This window comes from Stenotrophomonas sp. YJH_SMC_81 (genome assembly GCF_059370875.1).
In genome coordinates, this window is sequence record NZ_JCAFUB010000007.1 from 67369 (window position 1) to 87659 (window position 20291).

The 20291-nt window shown below is 68.8% G+C and carries 21 protein-coding genes; 17 read left to right on the plus strand and 4 right to left on the minus strand.

Features of this window, described 5'->3' with window-relative positions; all coding sequences use genetic code 11:
• Positions 1-14: 14 nt before the first annotated feature.
• The 4 genes from AC5P8U_RS14895 to AC5P8U_RS14910 form a co-directional block, all read right to left on the minus strand.
• Positions 15-1628: a hypothetical protein gene (locus AC5P8U_RS14895; RefSeq protein ID WP_072167802.1), complete on the minus strand. Its 1614-nt coding sequence runs from the start codon at positions 1626-1628 to the stop codon at positions 15-17.
• Between the two features lie 70 nt (positions 1629-1698).
• The gene (locus tag AC5P8U_RS14900) at positions 1699-2259 is read right to left on the minus strand and encodes a hypothetical protein (RefSeq protein WP_447897335.1); all 561 of its coding nucleotides are present in this window, start codon (positions 2257-2259) and stop codon (positions 1699-1701) included.
• A 30-nt stretch (positions 2260-2289) separates the two neighbouring features.
• Positions 2290-2709, minus strand: a complete 420-nt coding sequence (locus AC5P8U_RS14905; RefSeq protein ID WP_005420325.1) for an NUDIX hydrolase — start codon at positions 2707-2709, stop codon at positions 2290-2292.
• The gene (locus tag AC5P8U_RS14910; protein WP_065177831.1) at positions 2706-5075 is read right to left on the minus strand and encodes a S9 family peptidase; all 2370 of its coding nucleotides are present in this window, start codon (positions 5073-5075) and stop codon (positions 2706-2708) included. The genes AC5P8U_RS14905 and AC5P8U_RS14910 overlap by 4 nt, the downstream gene beginning before the upstream one ends.
• A 167-nt stretch (positions 5076-5242) precedes the next feature.
• Here AC5P8U_RS14910 and AC5P8U_RS14915 point away from each other — a divergent pair, with 167 nt between their 5' ends.
• The 17 genes from AC5P8U_RS14915 to AC5P8U_RS14995 all read left to right on the plus strand — a co-directional run bounded on the left by AC5P8U_RS14915 (position 5243) and on the right by AC5P8U_RS14995 (position 20255).
• Complete coding sequence (locus tag AC5P8U_RS14915) at positions 5243-5572, plus strand: hypothetical protein (protein WP_153854822.1); 330 nt, start codon at positions 5243-5245, stop codon at positions 5570-5572.
• 36 nt (positions 5573-5608) lie between these two features.
• Positions 5609-6262: an RNA polymerase sigma factor gene (locus tag AC5P8U_RS14920; protein WP_188241463.1), complete on the plus strand. Its 654-nt coding sequence runs from the start codon at positions 5609-5611 to the stop codon at positions 6260-6262.
• Positions 6259-6474 carry a hypothetical protein gene (locus tag AC5P8U_RS14925; protein ID WP_053498343.1) on the plus strand — a complete coding sequence of 72 codons (216 nt, stop codon included), beginning with the start codon at positions 6259-6261 and terminating at the stop codon, positions 6472-6474. The genes AC5P8U_RS14920 and AC5P8U_RS14925 overlap by 4 nt, the downstream gene beginning before the upstream one ends.
• Positions 6475-6687: 213 nt before the next feature.
• Positions 6688-8085: a cytochrome ubiquinol oxidase subunit I gene (locus tag AC5P8U_RS14930; RefSeq protein WP_188241462.1), complete on the plus strand. Its 1398-nt coding sequence runs from the start codon at positions 6688-6690 to the stop codon at positions 8083-8085.
• A gap of 1 nt (position 8086) precedes the next feature.
• Positions 8087-9100 (plus strand): cytochrome d ubiquinol oxidase subunit II, encoded by a 1014-nt coding sequence (gene cydB / locus AC5P8U_RS14935; RefSeq protein WP_188241461.1) that lies wholly within the window; start codon positions 8087-8089, stop codon positions 9098-9100.
• Positions 9101-9316: 216 nt separating this feature from the next.
• Positions 9317-10060, plus strand: a complete 744-nt coding sequence (locus tag AC5P8U_RS14940) for a beta-ketoacyl synthase chain length factor (RefSeq protein ID WP_227837050.1) — start codon at positions 9317-9319, stop codon at positions 10058-10060.
• Positions 10053-10850 carry a lysophospholipid acyltransferase family protein gene (locus tag AC5P8U_RS14945; protein WP_072167809.1) on the plus strand — a complete coding sequence of 266 codons (798 nt, stop codon included), beginning with the start codon at positions 10053-10055 and terminating at the stop codon, positions 10848-10850. Before AC5P8U_RS14940 ends, AC5P8U_RS14945 begins: the two co-directional genes overlap by 8 nt.
• A complete protein-coding gene (locus AC5P8U_RS14950) occupies positions 10837-11094 on the plus strand; it encodes a phosphopantetheine-binding protein (protein WP_005411610.1) in 258 nt (85 codons plus the stop codon). Before AC5P8U_RS14945 ends, AC5P8U_RS14950 begins: the two co-directional genes overlap by 14 nt.
• 17 nt (positions 11095-11111) lie before the next feature.
• The gene (locus AC5P8U_RS14955) at positions 11112-11369 is read left to right on the plus strand and encodes an acyl carrier protein (RefSeq protein WP_005411609.1); all 258 of its coding nucleotides are present in this window, start codon (positions 11112-11114) and stop codon (positions 11367-11369) included.
• Between the two features lie 22 nt (positions 11370-11391).
• Positions 11392-11943 (plus strand): COG4648 family protein, encoded by a 552-nt coding sequence (locus AC5P8U_RS14960; protein WP_049416044.1) that lies wholly within the window; start codon positions 11392-11394, stop codon positions 11941-11943.
• Positions 11936-13621 (plus strand): ApeI family dehydratase, encoded by a 1686-nt coding sequence (locus tag AC5P8U_RS14965; protein WP_447897336.1) that lies wholly within the window; start codon positions 11936-11938, stop codon positions 13619-13621. Before AC5P8U_RS14960 ends, AC5P8U_RS14965 begins: the two co-directional genes overlap by 8 nt.
• Positions 13611-14381: a glycosyltransferase family 2 protein gene (locus AC5P8U_RS14970; protein WP_227837060.1), complete on the plus strand. Its 771-nt coding sequence runs from the start codon at positions 13611-13613 to the stop codon at positions 14379-14381. Before AC5P8U_RS14965 ends, AC5P8U_RS14970 begins: the two co-directional genes overlap by 11 nt.
• Before the next feature lies 1 nt (position 14382).
• Positions 14383-15324 (plus strand): lysophospholipid acyltransferase family protein, encoded by a 942-nt coding sequence (locus AC5P8U_RS14975; RefSeq protein WP_088497001.1) that lies wholly within the window; start codon positions 14383-14385, stop codon positions 15322-15324.
• A complete protein-coding gene (locus AC5P8U_RS14980; RefSeq protein WP_072168061.1) occupies positions 15314-16864 on the plus strand; it encodes an HAL/PAL/TAL family ammonia-lyase in 1551 nt (516 codons plus the stop codon). Before AC5P8U_RS14975 ends, AC5P8U_RS14980 begins: the two co-directional genes overlap by 11 nt.
• The gene (locus AC5P8U_RS14985) at positions 16851-17282 is read left to right on the plus strand and encodes an acyl-CoA thioesterase (protein WP_010482317.1); all 432 of its coding nucleotides are present in this window, start codon (positions 16851-16853) and stop codon (positions 17280-17282) included. Before AC5P8U_RS14980 ends, AC5P8U_RS14985 begins: the two co-directional genes overlap by 14 nt.
• Positions 17279-17908: a LolA family protein gene (locus tag AC5P8U_RS14990; protein WP_061480635.1), complete on the plus strand. Its 630-nt coding sequence runs from the start codon at positions 17279-17281 to the stop codon at positions 17906-17908. Before AC5P8U_RS14985 ends, AC5P8U_RS14990 begins: the two co-directional genes overlap by 4 nt.
• A complete protein-coding gene (locus AC5P8U_RS14995) occupies positions 17901-20255 on the plus strand; it encodes an MMPL family transporter (protein WP_447897337.1) in 2355 nt (784 codons plus the stop codon). The genes AC5P8U_RS14990 and AC5P8U_RS14995 overlap by 8 nt, the downstream gene beginning before the upstream one ends.
• Positions 20256-20291: the final 36 nt, after the last annotated feature.

Below are 20291 nucleotides of genomic sequence, written 5' to 3' on the forward strand. Positions count from 1 at the left end.
AGGCCCTGGCAGGCTCAGCGCTTGCGATTGGAAGTGCGCGGCGCCGGAGCGTCCTCGGCCGTCGCTTCGTCCACCGCCTCCTGCAGGACGCGACCCAGCTCCAGGGCGCTCCAGTTTCCGGTGTCCAGCACATCGCAGGCGACGTGGCGCCCGCTGCGGTCGGCGGCGCACAGCCGCTCCAGCGTCGCATGGGCGTCGACGTCGCTGCTGCGGCCCTGCGCTGCGACCAGGTTCTCGCAGCCCTCGCGCACGCCGGCACGGCACACGGTGGTGTAGTGCTCTGCCGCCTGTCGCCACTGCCCGGACAGCGCAAGACGGTTGCCAAGAATGTTGCAGCCCTGCAGCTTGCCCTGCGCGCAGCAGGCTTCGGCACCGCCGCTGGCCAGCGCCTGCGGGCAGTCCTGCGGCAGCGGCAGCACCGTGTAGTGTTTCGGCGGGCTGCAGGTGCTCGCGCCCCCGCCGGTCGGCACGAACACCTGGAAGCGTGTCCACGTGTCCAGGCCCAGCAGCTGGCCGCCGGGCAACGGCCGCAGCACGAAGTCGCCGCCCTTGTCGTGGCGGATGCGGACGTCGCCGTCTTCGACACGGGCACGCAGCTGGCTGTCCCAGCCGATGCCGACCCGTCCTGCATCGCCGAAGTCCAGCGTATCCACCAGGCCACCTGCGGCGCGGAAGGTGCCGCAGGGCAGCGCCGTAGCCGGCTGCGGCCGCAACGAGGCGCCCAGCGCCTGCAACGCAGGCAGGCGCTCACAGGCGGCGCTGTCATTGCCGGGCGCGCACGCTGTGGCCAGTGCCTGCACCGCCTGCAATGGGTCGCCGGATTCCCACGAGAGCTCGGCCACGCGGCTGCAGAAGCCGCCATGGCCGACCTGCTGGCACAACTGCAACAGCTGCTGGCGCTGCGCGGCCGGCACCACCACCGGCGTGGAGGGTGACAGCACGGAGCTCACGGCTTCGACCATCGCCGCACCCATCGCGGCCTTGACGATCTGCTCCTGCAGCGCCGGATCCGCTTCCAGCGCCGCTGCACAGGCCGGTGTCTCGTTGCTGAAGCCGCCATTCCGGCACGGCACAGGCAGTTCGATGCCGGCCAGTGCGGTATCGAGGATGGCCTGTTGCTGCGCCTCATCCGGCGTGGCCGGCGCCCTGGCCTCGTCATGCCAGCGATCGGCCAGCTGCAGGCACATGCCGGGCACGCCTTCCCGGCACGCCGCTGCCAGCGCGGTGGGGGTCGCCTCGTGGCGGTTGTCCAGGCAGGCCGCCGCATCGGCCAGGCAGCTGCCCGCAGCCGGCGCGGCGGCTGCGGCGCACTGTGCAGGGGCCTGCAGGCTGTAGACCGTGCCGTCCACCTCGAGGGTGCGGCCACGGTCGCGCACCTGCAGCGCGCTGGGCAGGCCATATTCCAGATTCACCAGCTGCAGCTTGCCTTCGATCTGCTGGAACGCGACCGGGGTCGGTGCGCTGCCGAAGTGCTTCTGCTCGCCACGGTTGGATGAGCTGACGCGCAGCGTGCTGCTGCCTTCGTCGGCCTTGAACAGGCCGCATTGCGGTGACTGTGCCGCGGCCACCGGCGTGGCCAGCAGCAACGCCCAGGCCAGCCAGTGGCGGTACGGTGCGAGTGAGAGCATGTCGTCTCCTTGACGATCAAAGGCAAAACGCCGGGTGCTGCCGGAGGCCCTGGCCCACGCCCGGAAGAACTCAGTGGAAGCGCGCGTGCACGTCGGGGCGCAGCAGGCGCCAGGCCAGCCAGCCCTGCAGGCCGAGAAGCACGAACGACATGCCGACCACGGTCAGCGTGATCAGCCAGCGTTTCAGCTGCAGTTCCTGCAGCAGGGCCGGGTCATCGGCCAGCAACGGAATGAAGTCGCCCATGAACAGGTCCAGCCACCAGGCGGCTGCGAAGTTGGTCAGGGCACTCAGCAGCAGCAGTACCACGAAGCTCCACAGGCCCCAGCGACGTTCACGCAGCAGTCCCCAACTGGACACGGTCGAGGCCAGGCACAACAGCGCGACGATCATTGACGCGGCCACCGGGTGCGCCAGCAGCCAGACCAGGCTGTGCATCTGCTGGAGCTGCACTTCACCTTCCACCAGGTGCCACAGCGCGAGGTTCTGCAGCGGCCACAGCACCAGTCCCTGCAGCACGAAGTAGATCGTCAGCAGCAGTGACAGCCAGAACGAAGCCTGTGCGACCGGGCGCACCCAGGCGTGATAGGCCGGGGAAAGCGGCGAGGGGATCGACGGGATCGACATTGACATCCGATGTCCTTGCAGTCGGCGCCCGCCTGCTCAGCGGGCCGTCGCCCGGGTGGCGACGGCCGGCAGGATATGGTGTTCGCTCAAGGGTGCCAAGGGCAGGCCATGCGGCGGTTGCAGCGGCACCCAGGCCAGTTCGGCAATTTCGGCGCGCGCCTGCGGCGCACCGTCCACCTGCACCCACCACGCCTGTGCCTGCACGCGGTGGCCGGGCTCGTTCACAGCCCAGTCCTCGAACGTGCCCAGCGCGATGGCGGCATCGGCGCGCAGCTGCACGCCCAGTTCCTCGTCCAGCTCGCGGGCCAGCGCCTGCAGGGGCGCCTCGCCGGGTTCGGGCTTGCCACCGGGCTGGATGAAGCGGCGCGCACCCTGCTTGCGCACCACCAGCGCCCGGCCGCGGTCATCCAGGATGACCGCAGCCACGATCCGGATCGTGGCTGCGGCATTGCTCACTTCAGGTTCTGCTCGAACAGCTTGAGGATGCGCTTGTACTGGTCCAGCCAGGAATCGGCACGCACATAGCCGTGGCGTTCCAGCGGGTACGGGGCGATCGACCAGTTGTCCTTGTGCAGTTCGATCAGGCGCTGGGTGAGGTTCACCGAGTCCTGGAAGAACACGTTGTCATCCATCATGCCGTGGGCGATCAGAAGGTTGTCCTGCAGGTTCTGTGCGTACTCGATCGGCGAGGACACGCGGTACGCCTCCGGGTCGATGTCCGGGGTGTTGAGGATGTTGCTGGTGTAGCCGTGGTTGTAGTTGTGCCAGTCCACCACCGGGCGCAGCGCGGCGCCGGCCTTGAAGGTGCCCGGCGCACGGAACAGCGCCATGAAGGTCATGAAGCCGCCATAGGAACCGCCGTAGATGCCGGCGTGGTCGCGGTCACCCTGCTGGGTGTCGACCAGCCAGTCCAGGCCGTCCTTGTAGTCTTCCAGTTCCGGGTGGCCCATGTTGCGGTAGATGGCCGTGCGCCAGTCGCGGCCGTAGCCCTCGCTGCCGCGGTAGTCCATGTCCAGCACGATGTAGCCCTTCTGCACCAGCAGGTTGTGGAACATCTGCTCGCGGAAATAGGCCGGGTAGCGCTGGTGCACGTTCTGCAGGTAGCCGGCGCCGTGCACGAACATCACGATCGGGTACTTGCGGCCCGGTTCCTTGTTCTCCGGTTCGTAGTACTTGGCCCAGACCACGCCGGCACCATGCTTGGACGGCACTGCCACCAGCTTCGGCTGGATCCACTGGCGTGCCTTGTAGTCGGCGGTGCGGGTGTCGGTCAGCACGCGCGCCTGGCCACCGGCACTGGGCAGCACCGCCAACTGCGGCGGCAGGTAGGCGCCGGAGTAGCGCACCAGCAGCTGCTGGCCGTCCGGCGACAGCGAGAAGTCTTCCACGCCGTTGAGGCTGGTCAGCTCGCGCACCTGGCGGTTGCCGGTGTCGACCGCGCAGACTTCGTAATCATGCGGCGCCTGCTGGTTGCACAGGAAGTAGAAGCCCTTGCCATCGGCCGACGGCACCGGTGCCGAGGTTTCCCACTTGCCGCTGGTCAGCGCCTGCGGCTTGGCGGTGCCGGCCTGGGTGTACAGGTGCGAGAAGCCCGATTCCTCGGACAACAGCCACAGCGTGCGGCCATCGGCCATCCAGCCGAAATCGTTGAAGCCCCAGTTGATCCAGGCGTTGTCGGTCAGGCGGTGGCGGTTCTGCACGCGGCCGTCGGCAGCATTGACGCTGATGATCCAGCGGTCCTTGTTGTCGTTGGCGCGCAGCATCACCGCGGCCTGCTGGCCGTCGGCGCTCCAGCGGATGCCGCCGCCCATGAAGTCGCTCATCACCTGCACGCTGCGCTCGCCCTTCAGCGCATCCTTGCCGGCCTTGCGGCGCAGTTCGGCCAGCGGGTCGGTGCTGATGCCCGGCAGGCCGGACAGCGAGACCTTCTCGGCCTTGCCGGTGCGCACATCCACGTACCACAGGGTGTGTGGCTCGAAGCCGTTACGGCCGACGCGGGTGCGGGTGTCCTCGGTTTCCTCGTAGCCCGACTCGGTCACGTACAGCGGCATCTTGCTGGTGCGGCCGTCGTCGAAGTCCTTCGGCTTGGTCACCACGATCAGGTGGGTCAGGTCCGGCGACAGCACGCTGTCACCGATCTCGACGTCGGCGCCCAGGTAGACCGGGCCCGGTGCGCGGGTCGGATCCGCCTGGCGCCAGCGCTGGTCCTGGTCCTTCAATGCCTCGCGCTGCTCGCGGTCGCGGCGCAGGGTTTCCAGCGTGCGCAGCTGCTGGTCGCGGAGCACGTCGGCCTTCGGCGGCGTGCGCGGGTCCTTCTCGGCCTTCAGGCTGGCCACCTGCTGCACGCCGCTGGCGGCGGTCCAGTGGAACCAGTTCTGGCCGACGCGCCAGATCACGCCGTTGTCGGCCGCGAAGTTCACATTGCCCGCGCGCTCGTTGCTGCGGGTCAGCTGGGTCAGCGCGCCACTGCGCAGGTCGCGCACGAACACATCGCCATTGCGCACGAAGGCGCTGCGGCTGCGGCTGCGGTCGTAGACCGGATCGGCGACGTCCAGGGTACCGCGCTGGTCATCGGCCACCTGCGCGGCCACGCCGCCGGCCACCGGCTGGCGGAAGGTGTCGCGCACCGGGCTGCCGTTGCGCTTGAGCTGGTATTCCACCTGCTGGCTGTTCCACGACCACCAGGCCTTCTCGACCGGCGGACCGATCCAGTCCGGGTCGGCCATGGCCTGTTCGATGGTGATCGGCGTCGGCGCGGCATGCGCGGCCGGTGCGGCCAGCACGGCCGACAGCAGGAGGGACAGGGGCAGCACTCGGGACATGGGCGGACGGCACCAGAAGAGGAAACCGGGCAAGGGTAGCAGCCGTCCGGGCCGGGGGCAGGGGCCACAGGTCATGGCAGCGGCATTGGCAAAGTGGCGCAACCGGTTGCCGTGGTCGCGCATCCATTCTCCTGAACCCGCATCATCCACCGAACAGGAGCCCGACCATGCAGGAACTGATCCCGATCACCCTCTTCATCTGCATCGCCTACGCGATCCATGCCATTGCCGATGCGCGCGCGCGCAGCAAGCTGGTGGCCCCGCACGTACCGGAGGAAGTGATCCGCTCGCTGGCTGTGCTGGAAGAAGAGCGCCGCCGCCAGGGTGCGTTGCGCTGGGGCATCAGCCTGGTCTGCCTGGCCCTGGCCCTGGCCCTGCTGGAAGCCATCGGGGCCCGTGACCTGACCTTTGGCGCCGCTGCCGCGCTGGTCGGCAGTGCCGGCCTCGGCCAGCTGCTGGCCTGGCACTTCACCCGGCCTGCCGCGCGCAAGGGCTGAGGCAGGCATGCCACGGGCACAGGGGGCGCCCCGCGCATGAGCCTGCTGGGCGAAGCGCTGTCGGCACTGCGGGGCCGTCGCCGCGAGGATACGGCGGCGACGGCGGCCCCCGCCAAAGCGCTGGACGCGGACCAGGCCCTGGTGCGGGCCATCATCGATGGCTCGCAGTCGGCCTTCGCGCAGCTGGTGCAGGCCCACCAGCGCACCTGCGCGCATGTGATCGGACGCATGGTGGGCGACCGCGACCAGGTCGCCGACCTGCTGCAGGAAACTTTCCTTGCCGTGTTCCGCCAGCTGCATCGGTTTCGTTTTGAATGCTCGCTGCGCACCTGGGTCTCAAGGGTGGCCTACACCACGGCGTTGCAGCACCTGCGCCGGCGGCGACTGGAAGCGCAGTGGATGGTGGCGGTGGAGGCGCCGGAGGAACTGGGCATCGGCGATGAAGGCCCCGGGCCGGCCGAGTTGAGCGAGGCGCTGCAGGCCGGGCGCCAGCTCGGCGCGGCACTGGAACGGCTGAGTCCGCCGCAGCGCCTGATCGTCGGCCTGCATTACCTGGAGGATTTCGATCTGGCCGAGATCGAACAGGTGACCGGGCTGGCGCGCGGTACCATCAAGAGCCATCTGCACCGCGCGCGCCAGATCCTGAAGCAGGAACTGACGCGGCATGCCACCGCCGGAGAGCTGCTGTGAATCCACCGACCGACCCTCGCGATGCGGAAGCGCGCGCGCTGGCACAGGCGTTGCGTGAGCAGGCACAGCAGGAAGACACGCCGGATGTGAGCGAGGCGCTGCAGAAGCGCATTGCCGCTGAGTCGCGCGACGGTGGCGTGGGTTATGTGGTGGTGCAGGTGCTGTTGTTTGGCGCCCTGCTGGCTGCGGCGGCCTGGTATTTCTGGCACTGAGGCACCCGCCGGGCAAGGGGCCGCTCCAATCGCGGTGGGTAGAGGCCGACCTGGGTCGGCGTTTGGGCGTGTGTGCCAACCAAGGTTGGCAGCTACCAGAACGGTTGACCCCTGCGACAAAGTGAAGCAGCGCGTCACCCGGTCGCATCCCGTTTTAACGAAATCCTCCTAAAGTGGTCCGGTATCCCACCGGTCGCAGGCAGGAGGCGTCCCTTGGACGCGTTGTTGTTGTCCCGGATCCAGTTCGGATTCGTCATCAGTTTCCACGTGCTGTTCCCCGCCTTCACCATCGGTACGGCCAGCTGGCTGGCCTTCATCGAGTGGCGCTGGCTGCGCACGAGGCTGCCCGTGTGGCGCGAGCTGTACTTCTTCTGGCAGAAGATCTTCGCGGTGTCGTTCGGCATGGGCGTGGTCAGCGGCATCGTCATGGCCTTCCAGTTCGGTACCAACTGGCCGCGGCTGAGCGAGGTGGCCGGCACGGTCATCGGCCCGCTGCTGACCTACGAGGTGCTGACCGCGTTCTTCCTCGAAGCCAGCTTCCTCGGCGTGATGATGTTCGGCTGGGGCCGGGTCTCGCCGCGCCTGCATTTCCTGTCCACCTGCATGGTTGCGCTGGGCACGCTGTTCTCCACGTTCTGGATCCTGTCGTCCAACAGCTGGCTGCACACGCCGGCCGGCTACGAGATGGTCAACGGCATCGTGCATCCGGTGAACTGGTGGCAGGTGGTGTTCAATCCCTCGTTCCCCTACCGCCTCGCGCACATGGCGCTGGGCTCGTTCATTACCACCTGTTTCGTGATTGGTGGCGTGGGCGCGTGGTACCTGCGCAAGGGCACGCACGTGGAAGCGGGCCGGCGCATGCTGATCGCCGCCGTGGCATTCGCCGCGCTGACCGTGCCGGTGCAGATCTTCGTCGGCGACATGCACGGCCTGAACACGCTCAAGCACCAGCCGATGAAGATCGCGGCGGTGGAAGCGCATTGGCATGAGACCCGGGAAGGCGAGGGCGTACCGCTGGTGGTGTTCGCGCTGCCCAACGAGAAGGAGGAGCGCAACGATTTCGAAGTGGCCATCCCGAAGCTGGGCAGCGTGATCCTGACCCACAGCCTGGACGGCACCTTCGACCCGCTGACCTCGGTACCGGCCAGCGAGCGGCCGCCGGTGACGCCGGTGTTCTTTGCCTTCCGCATCATGGTCGGGCTGGGCACGCTGATGCTGCTGCTGGCCTGGGTGTCGGCCTTCCAGCTGTGGCGCAACAAGCTGCTCGATTCGCCATGGCTGCTGCGCGGCTGGAACTGGATGCTGCCCAGCGGTTTCATCGCGCTGCTGTCGGGGTGGTTCGTCACCGAGATGGGGCGCCAGCCGTGGGTGGTGTATGGCCTGCTGCGCACCGCCGATGCGGTCGGCCCGCAGAGCGCGTGGATGACCGCGCTGTCGCTGGGTGTCTACGTGGTCGGCTACGCCTTCGTGTTCGGCTGGGGCATCTGGTACCTGGTGAAGATCCTGCGCCACGGACCGCAGCCCTACGCCGAAGGGCCGTCGCTGGACCACGGCAGCCACACCCCGGCGCGCCCGCTGTCGGCAGCCGACGAACCGCTGGAGGAGCGCTGACATGGACCTGATGACCTGGCTGCCGGTGGCGTGGTTCGCGGTGATCGGCTTCGGCGTGCTGATGTACGTGGTGCTGGACGGCTTCGTGCTTGGCATCGGCATCCTCGCCCCCTTCGCCGAGGACGAGGAGCAGCTGGACCTGATGATGAACACCGCCGCGCCGATCTGGGACGGCAACGAGACCTGGCTGGTGCTGGGGGGGGCCGGCCTGCTGGCGGCCTTTCCCAAGGCCTATGCGGTGCTGTTGTCAGCGCTGTACCTGCCGGTGCTGGTGCTGGTGGTGGCGCTGGTGTTCCGTGGCGTGGCCTTTGAATTCCGCTTCAAGGCACATCGGTCACGCCGGCTGTGGAGCGTGGCGTTCGGCCTCGGTTCGCTGCTGGCGACGTTCGCCCAGGGCGTGATCCTGGGCACGCTGGTGCAGGGCATCCCGCTGGTGGACGGTATCTATCAGGGCGGGCCGTTCGCCTGGTTCAGCCCGTTCGCGATGCTGACCGGTGCCGCGCTGGTGGCCGGCTATGCGCTGCTGGGCAGCACCTGGCTGATCCTGAAGACAGAGGGACGCGTGCAGGCGCTGGCGCGGCAGATGACCCGGCCGCTGGTGGTGGCGGTGATCGCGGCGATGGGCCTGGTCAGCAGCTGGCTGCCGTTCCTCGATTCGCGGTTGATGGCGCGCTGGTTCAGCGACGGCAACTTCTGGTGGCTGTCGCCGGTGCCGCTGCTGACCCTGGCGGTAGCCGCCGCGCTGTGGCGCAGTGCCAACCACCCGCGCCATGACCTGCCGCCGTTCCTGCTCAGCCTGGCCCTGTTCGTGCTCGGCTTCCTCGGCCTGGTACTGGGCATGTGGCCCTACCTGCTGCCACCGTCGATGACCCTGTGGCAGGCCGCCGCGCCGGCCTCCTCGCTGGGCTTTACCCTGGTTGGCCTGGTCATTCTGCTGCCGGTCATCCTCGGCTACACGGCGTGGTCGTACCGGGTGTTCCGTGGCAAGGTGCACGCCGATACCGGTTACCACTGATCTTTTGAAGCGGGGGCCGCCGGTGCCAGCTCCCGTGTTGGGGAATGTGAAACCTGCACACCCCGTGCAGGACGTGCTAGCGTGCGCTCCTTTCCGGCAGCCAGGGGGGCAGCCGGCGACGTCCTGGACGGACGCACGGCTGCAGGACTGGGGGGCCGCCGCGCGTCGCCGTAATGGCTCGTGCCTATCGTTCTCCCGTTGAAGCACCTTCGCTAAATGATCGAATTCTCCATCGTCGACTGGGCTGCCTGGGCGCCCGGCCTGAGCGAGCGTAGCCAGTGGCTGGGCTGGGCCGATGCGCCGTATCCGCCGGTTGGCGAAGACACGCCGGCGCTGGCCGAGATCCCGGCAATGCAGCGCCGCCGCATCGAGCGGCTGGGCCGGATGGCGATCCAGGCCGCCTGCTGGTGCGAGGAGGGGCAGGGGGCGGACAGCCAGGTCCCGCTGGTGTTCGCCAGCCGCCACGGCGACGTGGCCCGTTCGATGGAGCTGCTGGGGGCGCTGTCCAATGATCAGCCCTTGTCACCAACGGGGTTCGGCCTGTCGGTGCACAACGCGATCGCTGCGTTGTACTCGATCGCGCGCGGCCACCGTGGCAACTACCTGGCGCTGGCCGCCGGCCAGGCCACGGTCGAAACCGCCTGCCTGGAAGCGGCCGGTCTGCTCGCCGATGGCGCCCGCGAAGTTCGGGTCGTGGTGTATGAGTCGCGCCTTCCCGAGATTTACGCGACGTTCGCCGACGAACCCGACCCGTTCTTTGCCTGGTGTTGGCGTTTGACGGCGCCGATGCCGGGCCAGCCGACCCTCTCCCTGCAGTGGGAGGCGGCGCCGGAGGCCCCTGCCACCGCCCCGGGCGCGCTGCCGCACGCGCTGGACCTGCACCGCTTCCTGCTGTCCGGTGCGCCGGCGCTGGAGCACGTGGCCCTGGGCCAGCGCTGGCACTGGGGGCGCCGTGGCTGAGGCGCTGCGCCGCCTCGATCATGCCTGGCGGGTGCTCGGCACCGGCCTGAGCTTTGCCGCATTCGGCATGGGTGGCCTGCTGCTGGGCGTGCTGGTGATGCCGGTGCTGCTGCTGATGCGCGACCCGGTGGTCCGTCGCCGCCGGGCGCGCCGGGTGGTTCAGGTTGCCTTTGCCAGCCATCTGCGCCTGATGCGCGCGCTGGGGGTGATGACCTACCAGATCGAGGGCGGTGAACGCCTGCAGCGCGACGGTTTGCTGGTCCTGGCCAATCACCCGACCCTGATCGACGTGGTCTGCCTGATCTCGCTGCTGCCCAACGCCGATTGCGTGGTGAAACGGGCCGTGGCCCGCAACCCGTTCATGCGCGGTCCGGTGCGGGCGGCCGGCTACATCTCCAATGACGATGGCGCTGGCCTGGTCGATGACTGCGTGGCGGCGGTGCACGCCGGCGGCACCCTGGTGATCTTCCCCGAAGGCACCCGCAGCGTGCCGGGCCAGCCGCCGCGGCTGCAGCGCGGGGCCGCCAACATCGCCGTCCGCGGCCGGCTGGACATCACCCCGGTGCGGATTACCTGCACCCCGCCCACGTTGACCAAGGGACAGAAGTGGTATCGTGTCCCCTCACGTCGCTTTCACGTTCGGCTGCAGATCGGCGAAGATATCCCGATCGCGCCCTTCCTGGCCGATGACGACTCGCCAAGGGGGGATGCCTTGGCAGCCCGCCGCGTCACCGAGCACCTTTCTCGTTATTTCGACCTGTCTGGAGATCCGCCCCGTGCAAGCACTTGAGCACGAGATCAAGGAATTGATCATTTCCTCCCTTTCGCTGGAGGACATCACGCCGGAGGACATCGATCCGACCGCGCCGCTGTTCGTCGAGGGCCTCGGCCTGGATTCGATCGACGCGCTGGAGCTGGGCCTGGCGCTGCAGAAGAAGTACGGTGTCAGCCTCTCGGCCGATTCGGAAGAAACCCGTCGCCATTTCTCCAGCGTGCGCGCGCTCGGCGAGTTCGTCGCCGCCCGCCAGTCGTAACGGCGCCAGGAATTGCCATGACCAAGAATGAACTGTTCGAACGCATCGTCAGCATCCTGACCGACAGCTTCGAGATTGAAACCGCCCGGATCACCCCCGAGGCCCGCCTGTATGACGACCTGGACATCGACAGCATCGATGCGGTCGACCTGATCGTGCAGCTCAAGCCACTGCTCGGCCGCAACCTGCAGCCGGAAGCGTTCAAGGCCGTGCGCACCGTGCAGGACATCGTCGATGTCGTGCATGGACTGCTGCCGGACCAGGCAGCCGCCTGACCGCAGCGCCGGCGGCTTCGCCATGGCTCGCGCACGTACCGTCGTGGTGGCAGCGATTTCGCTTGCCTACCCGCTGCTGGTGTACCTGGCGATGGGCCGCTTCGAGCCGCGCTGGCTGTCGCTGCTGCTGTTCACCCTGGCCCTGCTGCGTGCGCTGAGCACGCGCCAGCCGTTGTGGTGGGCCGCCGCCGCCGGCACCGGCCTGCTGGCGGTGCTGGCCACCGTGCTCAACCAGGCCCTGCCGCTGAAGCTGTATCCGGCACTGGTCAATGCGGTGATGCTGGCGGTGTTCGGCACCAGCCTGCGCTTCGGGCCGCCGTTGGTGGAGCGCCTGGCGCGGCTGCAGGAGCCGGACCTGCCCCCGTTCGCGGTGGCCTATACCCGCCGCGTCACCCAGGTGTGGTGCGGCTTCTTCGTTCTCAACGGCAGCCTGGCCCTGCTGACCGCGCTGTACGCGTCGGACCGGGCCTGGATGCTCTACAACGGATTGTTGGCGTACGTGATGATGGGCGTGTTGTTCGCAGGTGAGTGGCTGGTGCGGCGGCGGGTGAAGGCGGCGCACGCGCATGGCTGAGTGGATTGCCCTGGACCGGCTGCTGCTGGAGGCGCGGCCGCAGCGCAGCGTCGGCCTGTGCGACGGAGACATGGTTGACCACGCCTGCTTCCGCCAGCGCGTACGGGGCTGGCGCGCCGCCTTTGCGGCGGCTGAAGGCCGCGACTGGGCCCTGTATTTCGATGACGCCGTGGCCTTCGCTGCGGCGCTGTTCGGCGCCTGGCATGCCGGCAAGCGGGTGTTCCTGGCCGCTGACAACCTGCCGGCCACGCTGCAGGCGCTGCAGCCGCAGGTGAGCGGTTTCGCGGGCGACGTACCGGACGACTACCGCCCGCTGGCGGCGCTGGACGCCACACTGGACGACGAACTGCAGGCGCTGGACGAGCGCGCCTGCGAGCTGTGCGTGTTCACCTCCGGCAGCACCGGCCAGCCCAGTGCGATCGGCAAGCGCCTGGACCAGCTGGCGCGCGAGGTGGAGGCGCTGCAGGCCGCGTTCGGCGCGCAGCTGGAGGGCGCGCAGGTGCACGGCACGGTGTCCCACCAGCACATCTACGGGCTGCTGTTCCGCGTGCTGTGGCCGCTGGCCGCCGGCCGCCTGATCCATCCGCGTCGGTTCTTCCACGAAGACCTGGTGGGTGCGCTGGCCGGTACCGACACGGTGCTGGTGGCGACGCCGGCCCATCTCAAGCGCCTGCCCGAGCAGCTCGACTGGGCCAGCCTGCATGGCCGCCTGCGCGCGGTGTTCTCCTCCGGTGGCCCGCTGCCGGAGGACGCGGCGCGACAGGTGCGGCAGTGGTTGGGCGTGGCGCCGACCGAGGTCTATGGCAGCAGCGAGACCGGCGGTATCGCCTGGCGCCGCTGGGACACCGACCTGCCGCCGTGGCAGCCGCTGCCGGGTGTGCAATGGCGGATCGACGACGGCTGCCTGGCGGTGGCCTCGGCGCATCTGGAAACTCCCGGCTGGTGGCGCACCCAGGACCGCGTGGAAGCCTTGGCCGATGGCCGTTTCCGGCTGCTGGGCCGCGCCGACCGCATCGTCAAGATCGAAGAGCGCCGCGTCTCGCTGGATGCTCTGGAACGCGCGCTGCGCGAAGACACCGAAGTGGATGACGTGCGCGTGCTGGTGCTGCCCGGGCAGCGCGAGCAGCTGGCCGCCGTGGTGGTTCCGGCCGATCCGGCGCTGCTGGAGGGCGGCGACGCCGCGCGCCGTGCGCTGGGCCAACGCCTGGGCGCGCGCCTGGCGCATGCGCATGACGCGGTGACCCGGCCGCGCCGTTGGCGGCTGGTGCAGGCGTTGCCGATCAACGCGCAGGGCAAGGTGACCCAGGCGGCATTGGCGGCGCTGTTCCAGCCACTGATGCCGGTGCCGGTCTGGGACTGCCGCGACGCCGCCAGCGCCACGCTGCGCATGACCCTCGACCCGGCGCTGCGGCCGTTCCAGGGCCACTTCCCGCAGGCGGCGATCCTGCCCGGTGTTGCGCAGCTGGACTGGGCGATGCGTTTCGGCCGCCAGGCATTTGCGATGCCGCGCGCGTTCCTGCGCATGGACGCGGTGAAGTTCCAGCACGTGGCCCGCCCCGGCGATGAGTTGACCCTGCAGCTGGACTGGGATGCCGCACGCAACGTGCTGGCCTTCCGCTATACCTCCAGCCACGGTGTGCATGCCAGCGGCAAGGTGGTTTTCGCCGATGCGGACTGACCCGGCCGTTGCCGGTGCCGCGTTCGCGCCACTGGTGGTGATTCCCGTCTACGACCACGAGCACGCCATCGTGGCGGTGGTCGACGGTGTGCAGGCCGCTGGCCTGCCTTGCCTGCTGGTCGACGATGGTTCGCATGAGGCGTGCGCGGCGGTGCTGCGCACGCTGGCACAGCGCCAGGGCGTCGACCTGCTGCGCCTGGACATCAACCAGGGCAAGGGTGGGGCGATGCTGGCCGGTTTTGCTGAAGCCGGCGCGCGTGGCTACAGCCACGTGCTGCAGATCGACGCAGACGGCCAGCACGATACCGCTGACCTGCCACGCTTCATCGAGGCCGCGCGTGTGCATCCCGACGCGGTGATCTGCGGCATTCCGGCCTACGACGCCAGTGTTCCCAAGGCACGCCTGTATGGCCGCTACGCCACCCACGTCTGGGTCTGGATCAACACGCTGTCGCTGCACCTGCGCGACACCATGTGCGGATTCCGGGTGTATCCCCTGCCACCGGTGCTGCGCCTGATCGTTGAAGAGACCATCGGCCGGCGCATGGATTTCGATACTGAAGTGATGGTGCGCCTGTACTGGCGCCAGCTGCCGGTCGAGCACCTGGCCACGCGCGTGACCTATCCCGCCGATGGCGTGTCGCACTTCGATGTGTGGCGCGACAACGTGCGCATCAGCCGCATGCACACCCGCCTGTTCTTCGGCATGCTCTGGCGCGCACCGCGGCTGCTGTGGCGCCGCCTGCAGGGGCAGCGCTGAGATGGCGACCGCGCAGGACGCCCCGCACTGGGCCGACATCGGCGAATCGACGTCGGTGGCCGGCGTGCTGTTCCTGTGCTGGGTGCACCGCTGGTTCGGGCGCTGGCCATTCCGCCTGTGCGCGTGGCCAGTGGTGGCCTGCCATTGGCTGGGTAACCGTGTGGGGCGACAGGCCTCGATGCAGTACCTGCAGCGGCTGCAGGCATACAGCGGCGTGCTCGGCCGCGCGCCAACCCGGCGCGACAGCCTGCGCCACTTCTTCGCCTTCGCCGACACGATGCTGGACAAGATCCTCGGCCTGGGCGGGCGCTATCCGGCCAACCGTATCCACCTGCACCGCGACCTGGTGCTGCAGAAGATCGCGCGCCGCGAAGGCGGTCTGATCCTCACCGCGCACATCGGCTGCCTGGAACTGTGCCAGGTGCTGGCCGAACAGGTGCCGGGGTTCCGCATCACCGTGCTGGTGCACACCGCGCATGCGCAGCGCTTCAACCGCCTGCTGCAGCGGCTGGACCCGCTGGCGGCGGTGGAGCTGGTGCAGGTGACCGGAATGGGGCCGGCCACAGCGATGATGCTGGCCGAGCGCGTGGCGGCGGGTGGCTTCGTCGCCATCGTCGGCGACCGCACGCCGGTGCAGGGCGGTCGCAGTGTCACCGCCGATTTCCTCGGCCACCGCGCACCGTTCCCTATCGGCGCTTACGTGCTGGCTGCGGCGCTGGGCTGCCCGGTCTACACCATGGCCTGCCTGCACCAGGGCGAGGGCTACCGCGTGGCTTTTGAACAGTTCGCCGAACGCATCGTGCTGCCGCGTGGCTCGCGCGACGCGGCACTTGCCGAACAGGCACAGCGCTTCGCGCGCTGGCTGGAACTCCAGGTCATCCAGTCCCCGTTGGACTGGTTCAATTTCTTCCCCTTCTGGGATCAGGCTCCGCATGACGACTGACGCCGTACCCGTGTGCCGCTTTGGCGATGCACCGTTGACCATCGAAGACGTGGTTGCCCTGGCCCAGCGCCAGTGCGAGGCCGCACTGAGCGACGCGCCGGCGTTCCGCGCGCACATCCAGCGCGGTGCCGACTTCCTTGACCGCCTGCTGCGCGAAGATGGCGTGATCTACGGTGTGACCACCGGCTATGGCGATTCGTGCACGGTGAACATCCCGCCGGCACTGGTGGCTGAACTGCCGCACCACCTGTACACCTACCATGGCTGCGGCCTGGGCCGTTACCTGGACCCGGTCGAGACCCGTGCGGTGCTGGCCGCGCGCCTGGCGTCGCTGGTGCGTGGCATGTCCGGTGTCAGCGTGCCGCTGCTGGAAGGCCTGGCCACGCTGCTGCAGCACGACGTGCTGCCGATGATCCCGGCCGAAGGCTCGGTGGGGGCCAGTGGTGACCTGACCCCGCTGTCCTACGTGGCGGCGGTGCTGTGCGGCGAGCGCGAGGTGCTGCACGATGGCCGCGTGCAGCCTGCTGCCGAGGTGCTGGCGAAGATCGGCATGACCCCGCTGAAGCTGCGGCCGAAGGAAGGCCTGGCGATCATGAACGGCACCGCGGTGATGACCGGCCTGGCCTGCCTGGCCTGGCAGCGCGCCGACTACCTGGCACGGATGGCCACGCGCCTGACCGCGTTCAACGTGCTGGCCAGCGACGGCAACGCGCACCACTTCGACGAAACCCTGTTCGCGGCCAAGCCGCACCCGGGCCAGGGCCGCATCGCCGCGCGCCTGCGCAGCGACCTGCACAGCGAGCGTCCGCCACGCAATGAACAGCGCCTGCAGGACCGCTATTCGCTGCGCTGCGCACCGCACGTGATCGGCGTGCTGGAGGACAGCCTGCCGTTCCTGCGCCAGCTGATCGAAACCGAACTGAACAGCGCCAACGACAATCCGCTGATCGATGCCGACGGCGAGCGCATCCTGCATGGCGGCCACTTCTACGGCGGCCACATCGCGCTGGCGATGGACACCCTGAAGAACACCGTGGCCAACGTTGCCGACCTGCTCGACCGGCAGCTGGCGCTGGTGGTGGATGCCCGTTACAACCATGGCCTGCCGGCCAACCTGTCAGCGGCCACCGGCCCGCGCGCGGCCATCAACCATGGCCTGAAGGCGCTGCAGATCAGCGTGTCGGCCTGGACCGCAGAAGCACTGAAGCAGACCCTGCCGGCCAGCGTGTTCTCGCGTTCCACCGAGTGCCATAACCAGGACAAGGTCAGCATGGGCACCATCGCCGCGCGCGACTGCCTGCGCGTGATCGAGCTGACCGAGCAGGTGGTGGCCGCAATGCTGATCGCCGCCCGCCAGGGCCTTGCGCTGCGCGAACGGGTTGGCCTGAACGCGCAGCTGCATGGCAGTCTGGCCGGCATGTACGCCGATCTGGGGCAGCGCATCGCCCTGGTTGAAGAAGACCGCGCGCTGGATCGCGAACTGCGGGAACTGCTGGTGGAGATCCGCGCGCAACGTTGGGAGCTGTATGCCGGTGAATGAGGCTATTGAACGGGTTGGCGAAATTGCGTTGACCCCCGCCTTCCATGACTGCGATCCGATGAACGTGGTCTGGCATGGCAACTACTTCAAGTACTTCGAGATCGCGCGCTGCGCGCTGCTTGGGCGCTACGACTACGACTACCCGCAGATGCTCGAATCGGGCTACCTGTGGCCGGTGGTCGATGCGCGGGTGAAGTACGTGCGCCCGCTGCTGTTCAACCAGGCGCTGCGCGTGATTGCGCGCATCGTGGAATGGGAGAACCGGCTGAAGATCGAGTACGAGATCCTTGATGCGGAAAGCGGCCAGGTGCTGACCCGTGCGATGACCATCCAGGTCGCGGTGGACGCGACCAGCAGGGAAATGCTGTACCAGTGCCCGCCGGTACTGTGGGAACGCCTGGGAGTGCCTGCACCGTGAACACCCTTGTCCGCCTTTCGAGCGTGCTTCTGTGCGCGCTGATGTTCATTGCCGCGCCGCAGGTGCAGGCGGCCGACGCCGCCATCGATGTGATCACCCAGGCGGTGGCGCGGCCGGACGTGCTGCGTGGCCAGTTCAGCCAGGAAAAGCAGGTCAGCGGCTTCAAGAACCCGCTGCGCTCGCAGGGCCAGTTCGTGGTCGCGCGCCAGCACGGCGTGATCTGGACCACGCTCAAGCCGTTCCCCTCCGAAGTGGTGGTCACCGCCGACCGCATCCTCAGCCGCCAGCGCGATGGCAGCACCCGTGTCGAGCTCGATGCACGGCAGCAGCCGGCGATGCGTTCGGTGAACGCGATCATGTTCGCGCTGATGAGTGGCGACGTGCAGGCGCTGTCCGGCCAGTTCAACGTGGCGGCCAGCCGTGAAGGGCAGGGCTGGCGGCTGCGGCTGACGCCGAAGTCGGCGATGCTGGCCAAGGCGTTCCAGTCGCTGACCCTGCAAGGTGACCGCTACGTGCGCCAGGTCGAGATCGTCGAGGCCAACAAGGACCGCACGCAGATCCAGTTCAGTGCACTGAGCGAAGCGCCGGCCACGCTCACCGCCGACGAGGCACGCCGCTTTGAGTGAGGGGGCAGCATCGAACGGGCCGGACCGGTTGCGGCGTTGGTGGCACTGGCTGGGCATCGCCTGGCTGGTGCTCCTGCTGGTGTTGGGTGCGCAGCAATGGCGCCTGTGGAGCCAGCAGTCGCGGATCGACACCGACATCCTCGCCCTGCTGCCGCAGGACGCGCATGACCGCCTGTTGAGTGACGTCACCCGGCGCATCGCCGACGGCAGCTCGCGCCAGGTGGTGGTGCTGCTGGGCAGCAAGGATGGCGCCGCCGCCAAGCGCGCACAGGCGGCGTTCGCTGCGGCGATGGCGGCGGATGCCGACAGCGCGTTGCTGGTGCCCAGCGGTTCGATCGAAGGCTGGTTCGACGAGGCGCGCGCGTTCTACGCGCCGTACCGCGACCGCCTGCTGACCCCGGCCCAGCGCGAGCAGCTGCAGGGCAGCGAGCCGGGCGCGTTGGCCGAGCAGGCGTTGGCTGCGCTGTACGGTCCGATGGGCGCACCGCGCCTGACCGATTGGCGGCAAGACCCGCTCTCGCTGTGGCCGCAATGGTGGCAGCAGCAGGCGCAGGGGTCGGGGTTGCGGCTGGGCGATGACGGCCTGCTCGAAGCCGAGGGCAGGCATTGGGCCGTACTGCAGTTCGAGACGCCGGGGTCGGCGTTCCAGCTTGACGGCGAGCGCCATCTCGACGGCCTGCTGGAACGTGCCGGGCTGGCCGCCAGGGCGGCGGCGCCAGAACTGGAAATCCTGCATGCGGGTGTGCCGCTGCACGCCGAAGCGGCGGCGGTGCAGGCCAACCAGGAGATCAACACGATCGGCTGGGGCTCGCTGGCCGCGGTGCTGCTGCTGGTGTGGCTGGCGTTCCGTTCGCTGCGACCGATCCTGCTGGTTGCCGCCTCACTGCTGATCGGCTGTGGCGTGGCGCTGGCGGTGACCGTGCTGGTGTTTGGCAAGGTGCATGTGCTGACCCTGGTGTTTGGTGCGTCGCTGGTGGGCGTGGCCGAGGACTACGGCATCCACTGGTTCGCTTCGCGCCAGGCCGAACCGGCTGATCGTCGCTGGAAACTGCTGCGGCACCTGCTGCCCGGCCTGTGGCTGGCCCTGCTGACCAGTGCGCTGGCCTACCTGGCACTGGGCCTGGCCCCGTTCCCGGGCCTGCGCCAGATGGCATTGTTCTCGGTGGTCGGCCTGGCCGCCGCCTTCCTCACGGTGATTTTCTGGTTCCCGTGGCTGGATGGCGGAGAGATCCGCCAGACCCGTTTCTCGCAGTGGCTGGGCAACACGCTGGAGCGCTTCCCGCGCCTGCATGGCCGTCGCCCGGTGACGGTGTTCGTGGTGATCACGCTGGCACTGGCTGCAATCGGTATCGCCCGCCTGCACAGCAACGACGACCTGCGCAGCCTGCAATCGTCGCCGCCCGCGCTGATGGCGCAGCAGATCCGCCTGAGCCAGCTGCTGGGCATGCCCAGCCCGGCACAGTTCTACCTGGTACAGGGCACCGACGCGGCGCAGTTGCTGCAGCGTGAGGAAGCGTTGACCGAACGCCTGCGCGTACTGGCCAACCAGAAGCGCATTGGGGGCTATCGCGCGATCAGCGATTGGCTTCCGTCGCCGGCGCGCCAGCAGGCCGACGCGGCGCTGACTGCGAAGGTTGAACCGGGTGTGCTTGCGGCCGTGTCCGAGGCCGTGGGAGAGCCACTGCAACGACCGCCGTTCGCGGACGCGCCACTCACCGCCGAAGCGTTCCTGGCCTCGCCGGCCTCGCAGCCGTTCCGGCACCTGTGGGTGGGCGAGGTCGGCGGGCAGATGATCAGCGTGGTGATGGTCGATGACCTGTCGCGCGCGGATACGCTGGCCACCCTGCGCGGTGCCGCCGAAGGCCTGCCCGGCGTTCGCTGGGTGGATCGCACCGCCGACTTCTCGCAGCTGCTGGGCCACTACCGCAAGCTGATGGGCGGGCTGCTGCTGGTCGGCATCGTGCTGGTGTTCGGCGCGCTGTGGCTGCGCTACCGCCGCCAGGCCTGGCGCGTGTTCGCGCCGACCCTGATTGCCGGCGCATTGACCTTGGGCCTGCTGGGCCTGTTCGGCCAGCCGCTGCAGCTGTTCAACGTGCTGGCACTGATGCTGCTGCTGGGCATGGGCATCGACTACGGCATTTTCCTGATCGAGCACCGCGGCGACGCCAGTGCCTGGCTGGCCGTGTGCGTGGGCGCGGCCAGCACCTGGCTGTCGTTCGGCTTGCTGGGCCTGTCGCAGACCCCGGCGTTGCGCGCGTTCGGCCTGACCCTGCTGTTCGGCATCGGCCTGGTCTGGCTGATCTCGCCGCTGTTCCGCCCGCCGCCGCACGATCTGCCGCCGGCCTGAGCCTGTTTTCCGACTTCCTTCTTTCCATTTGATCGA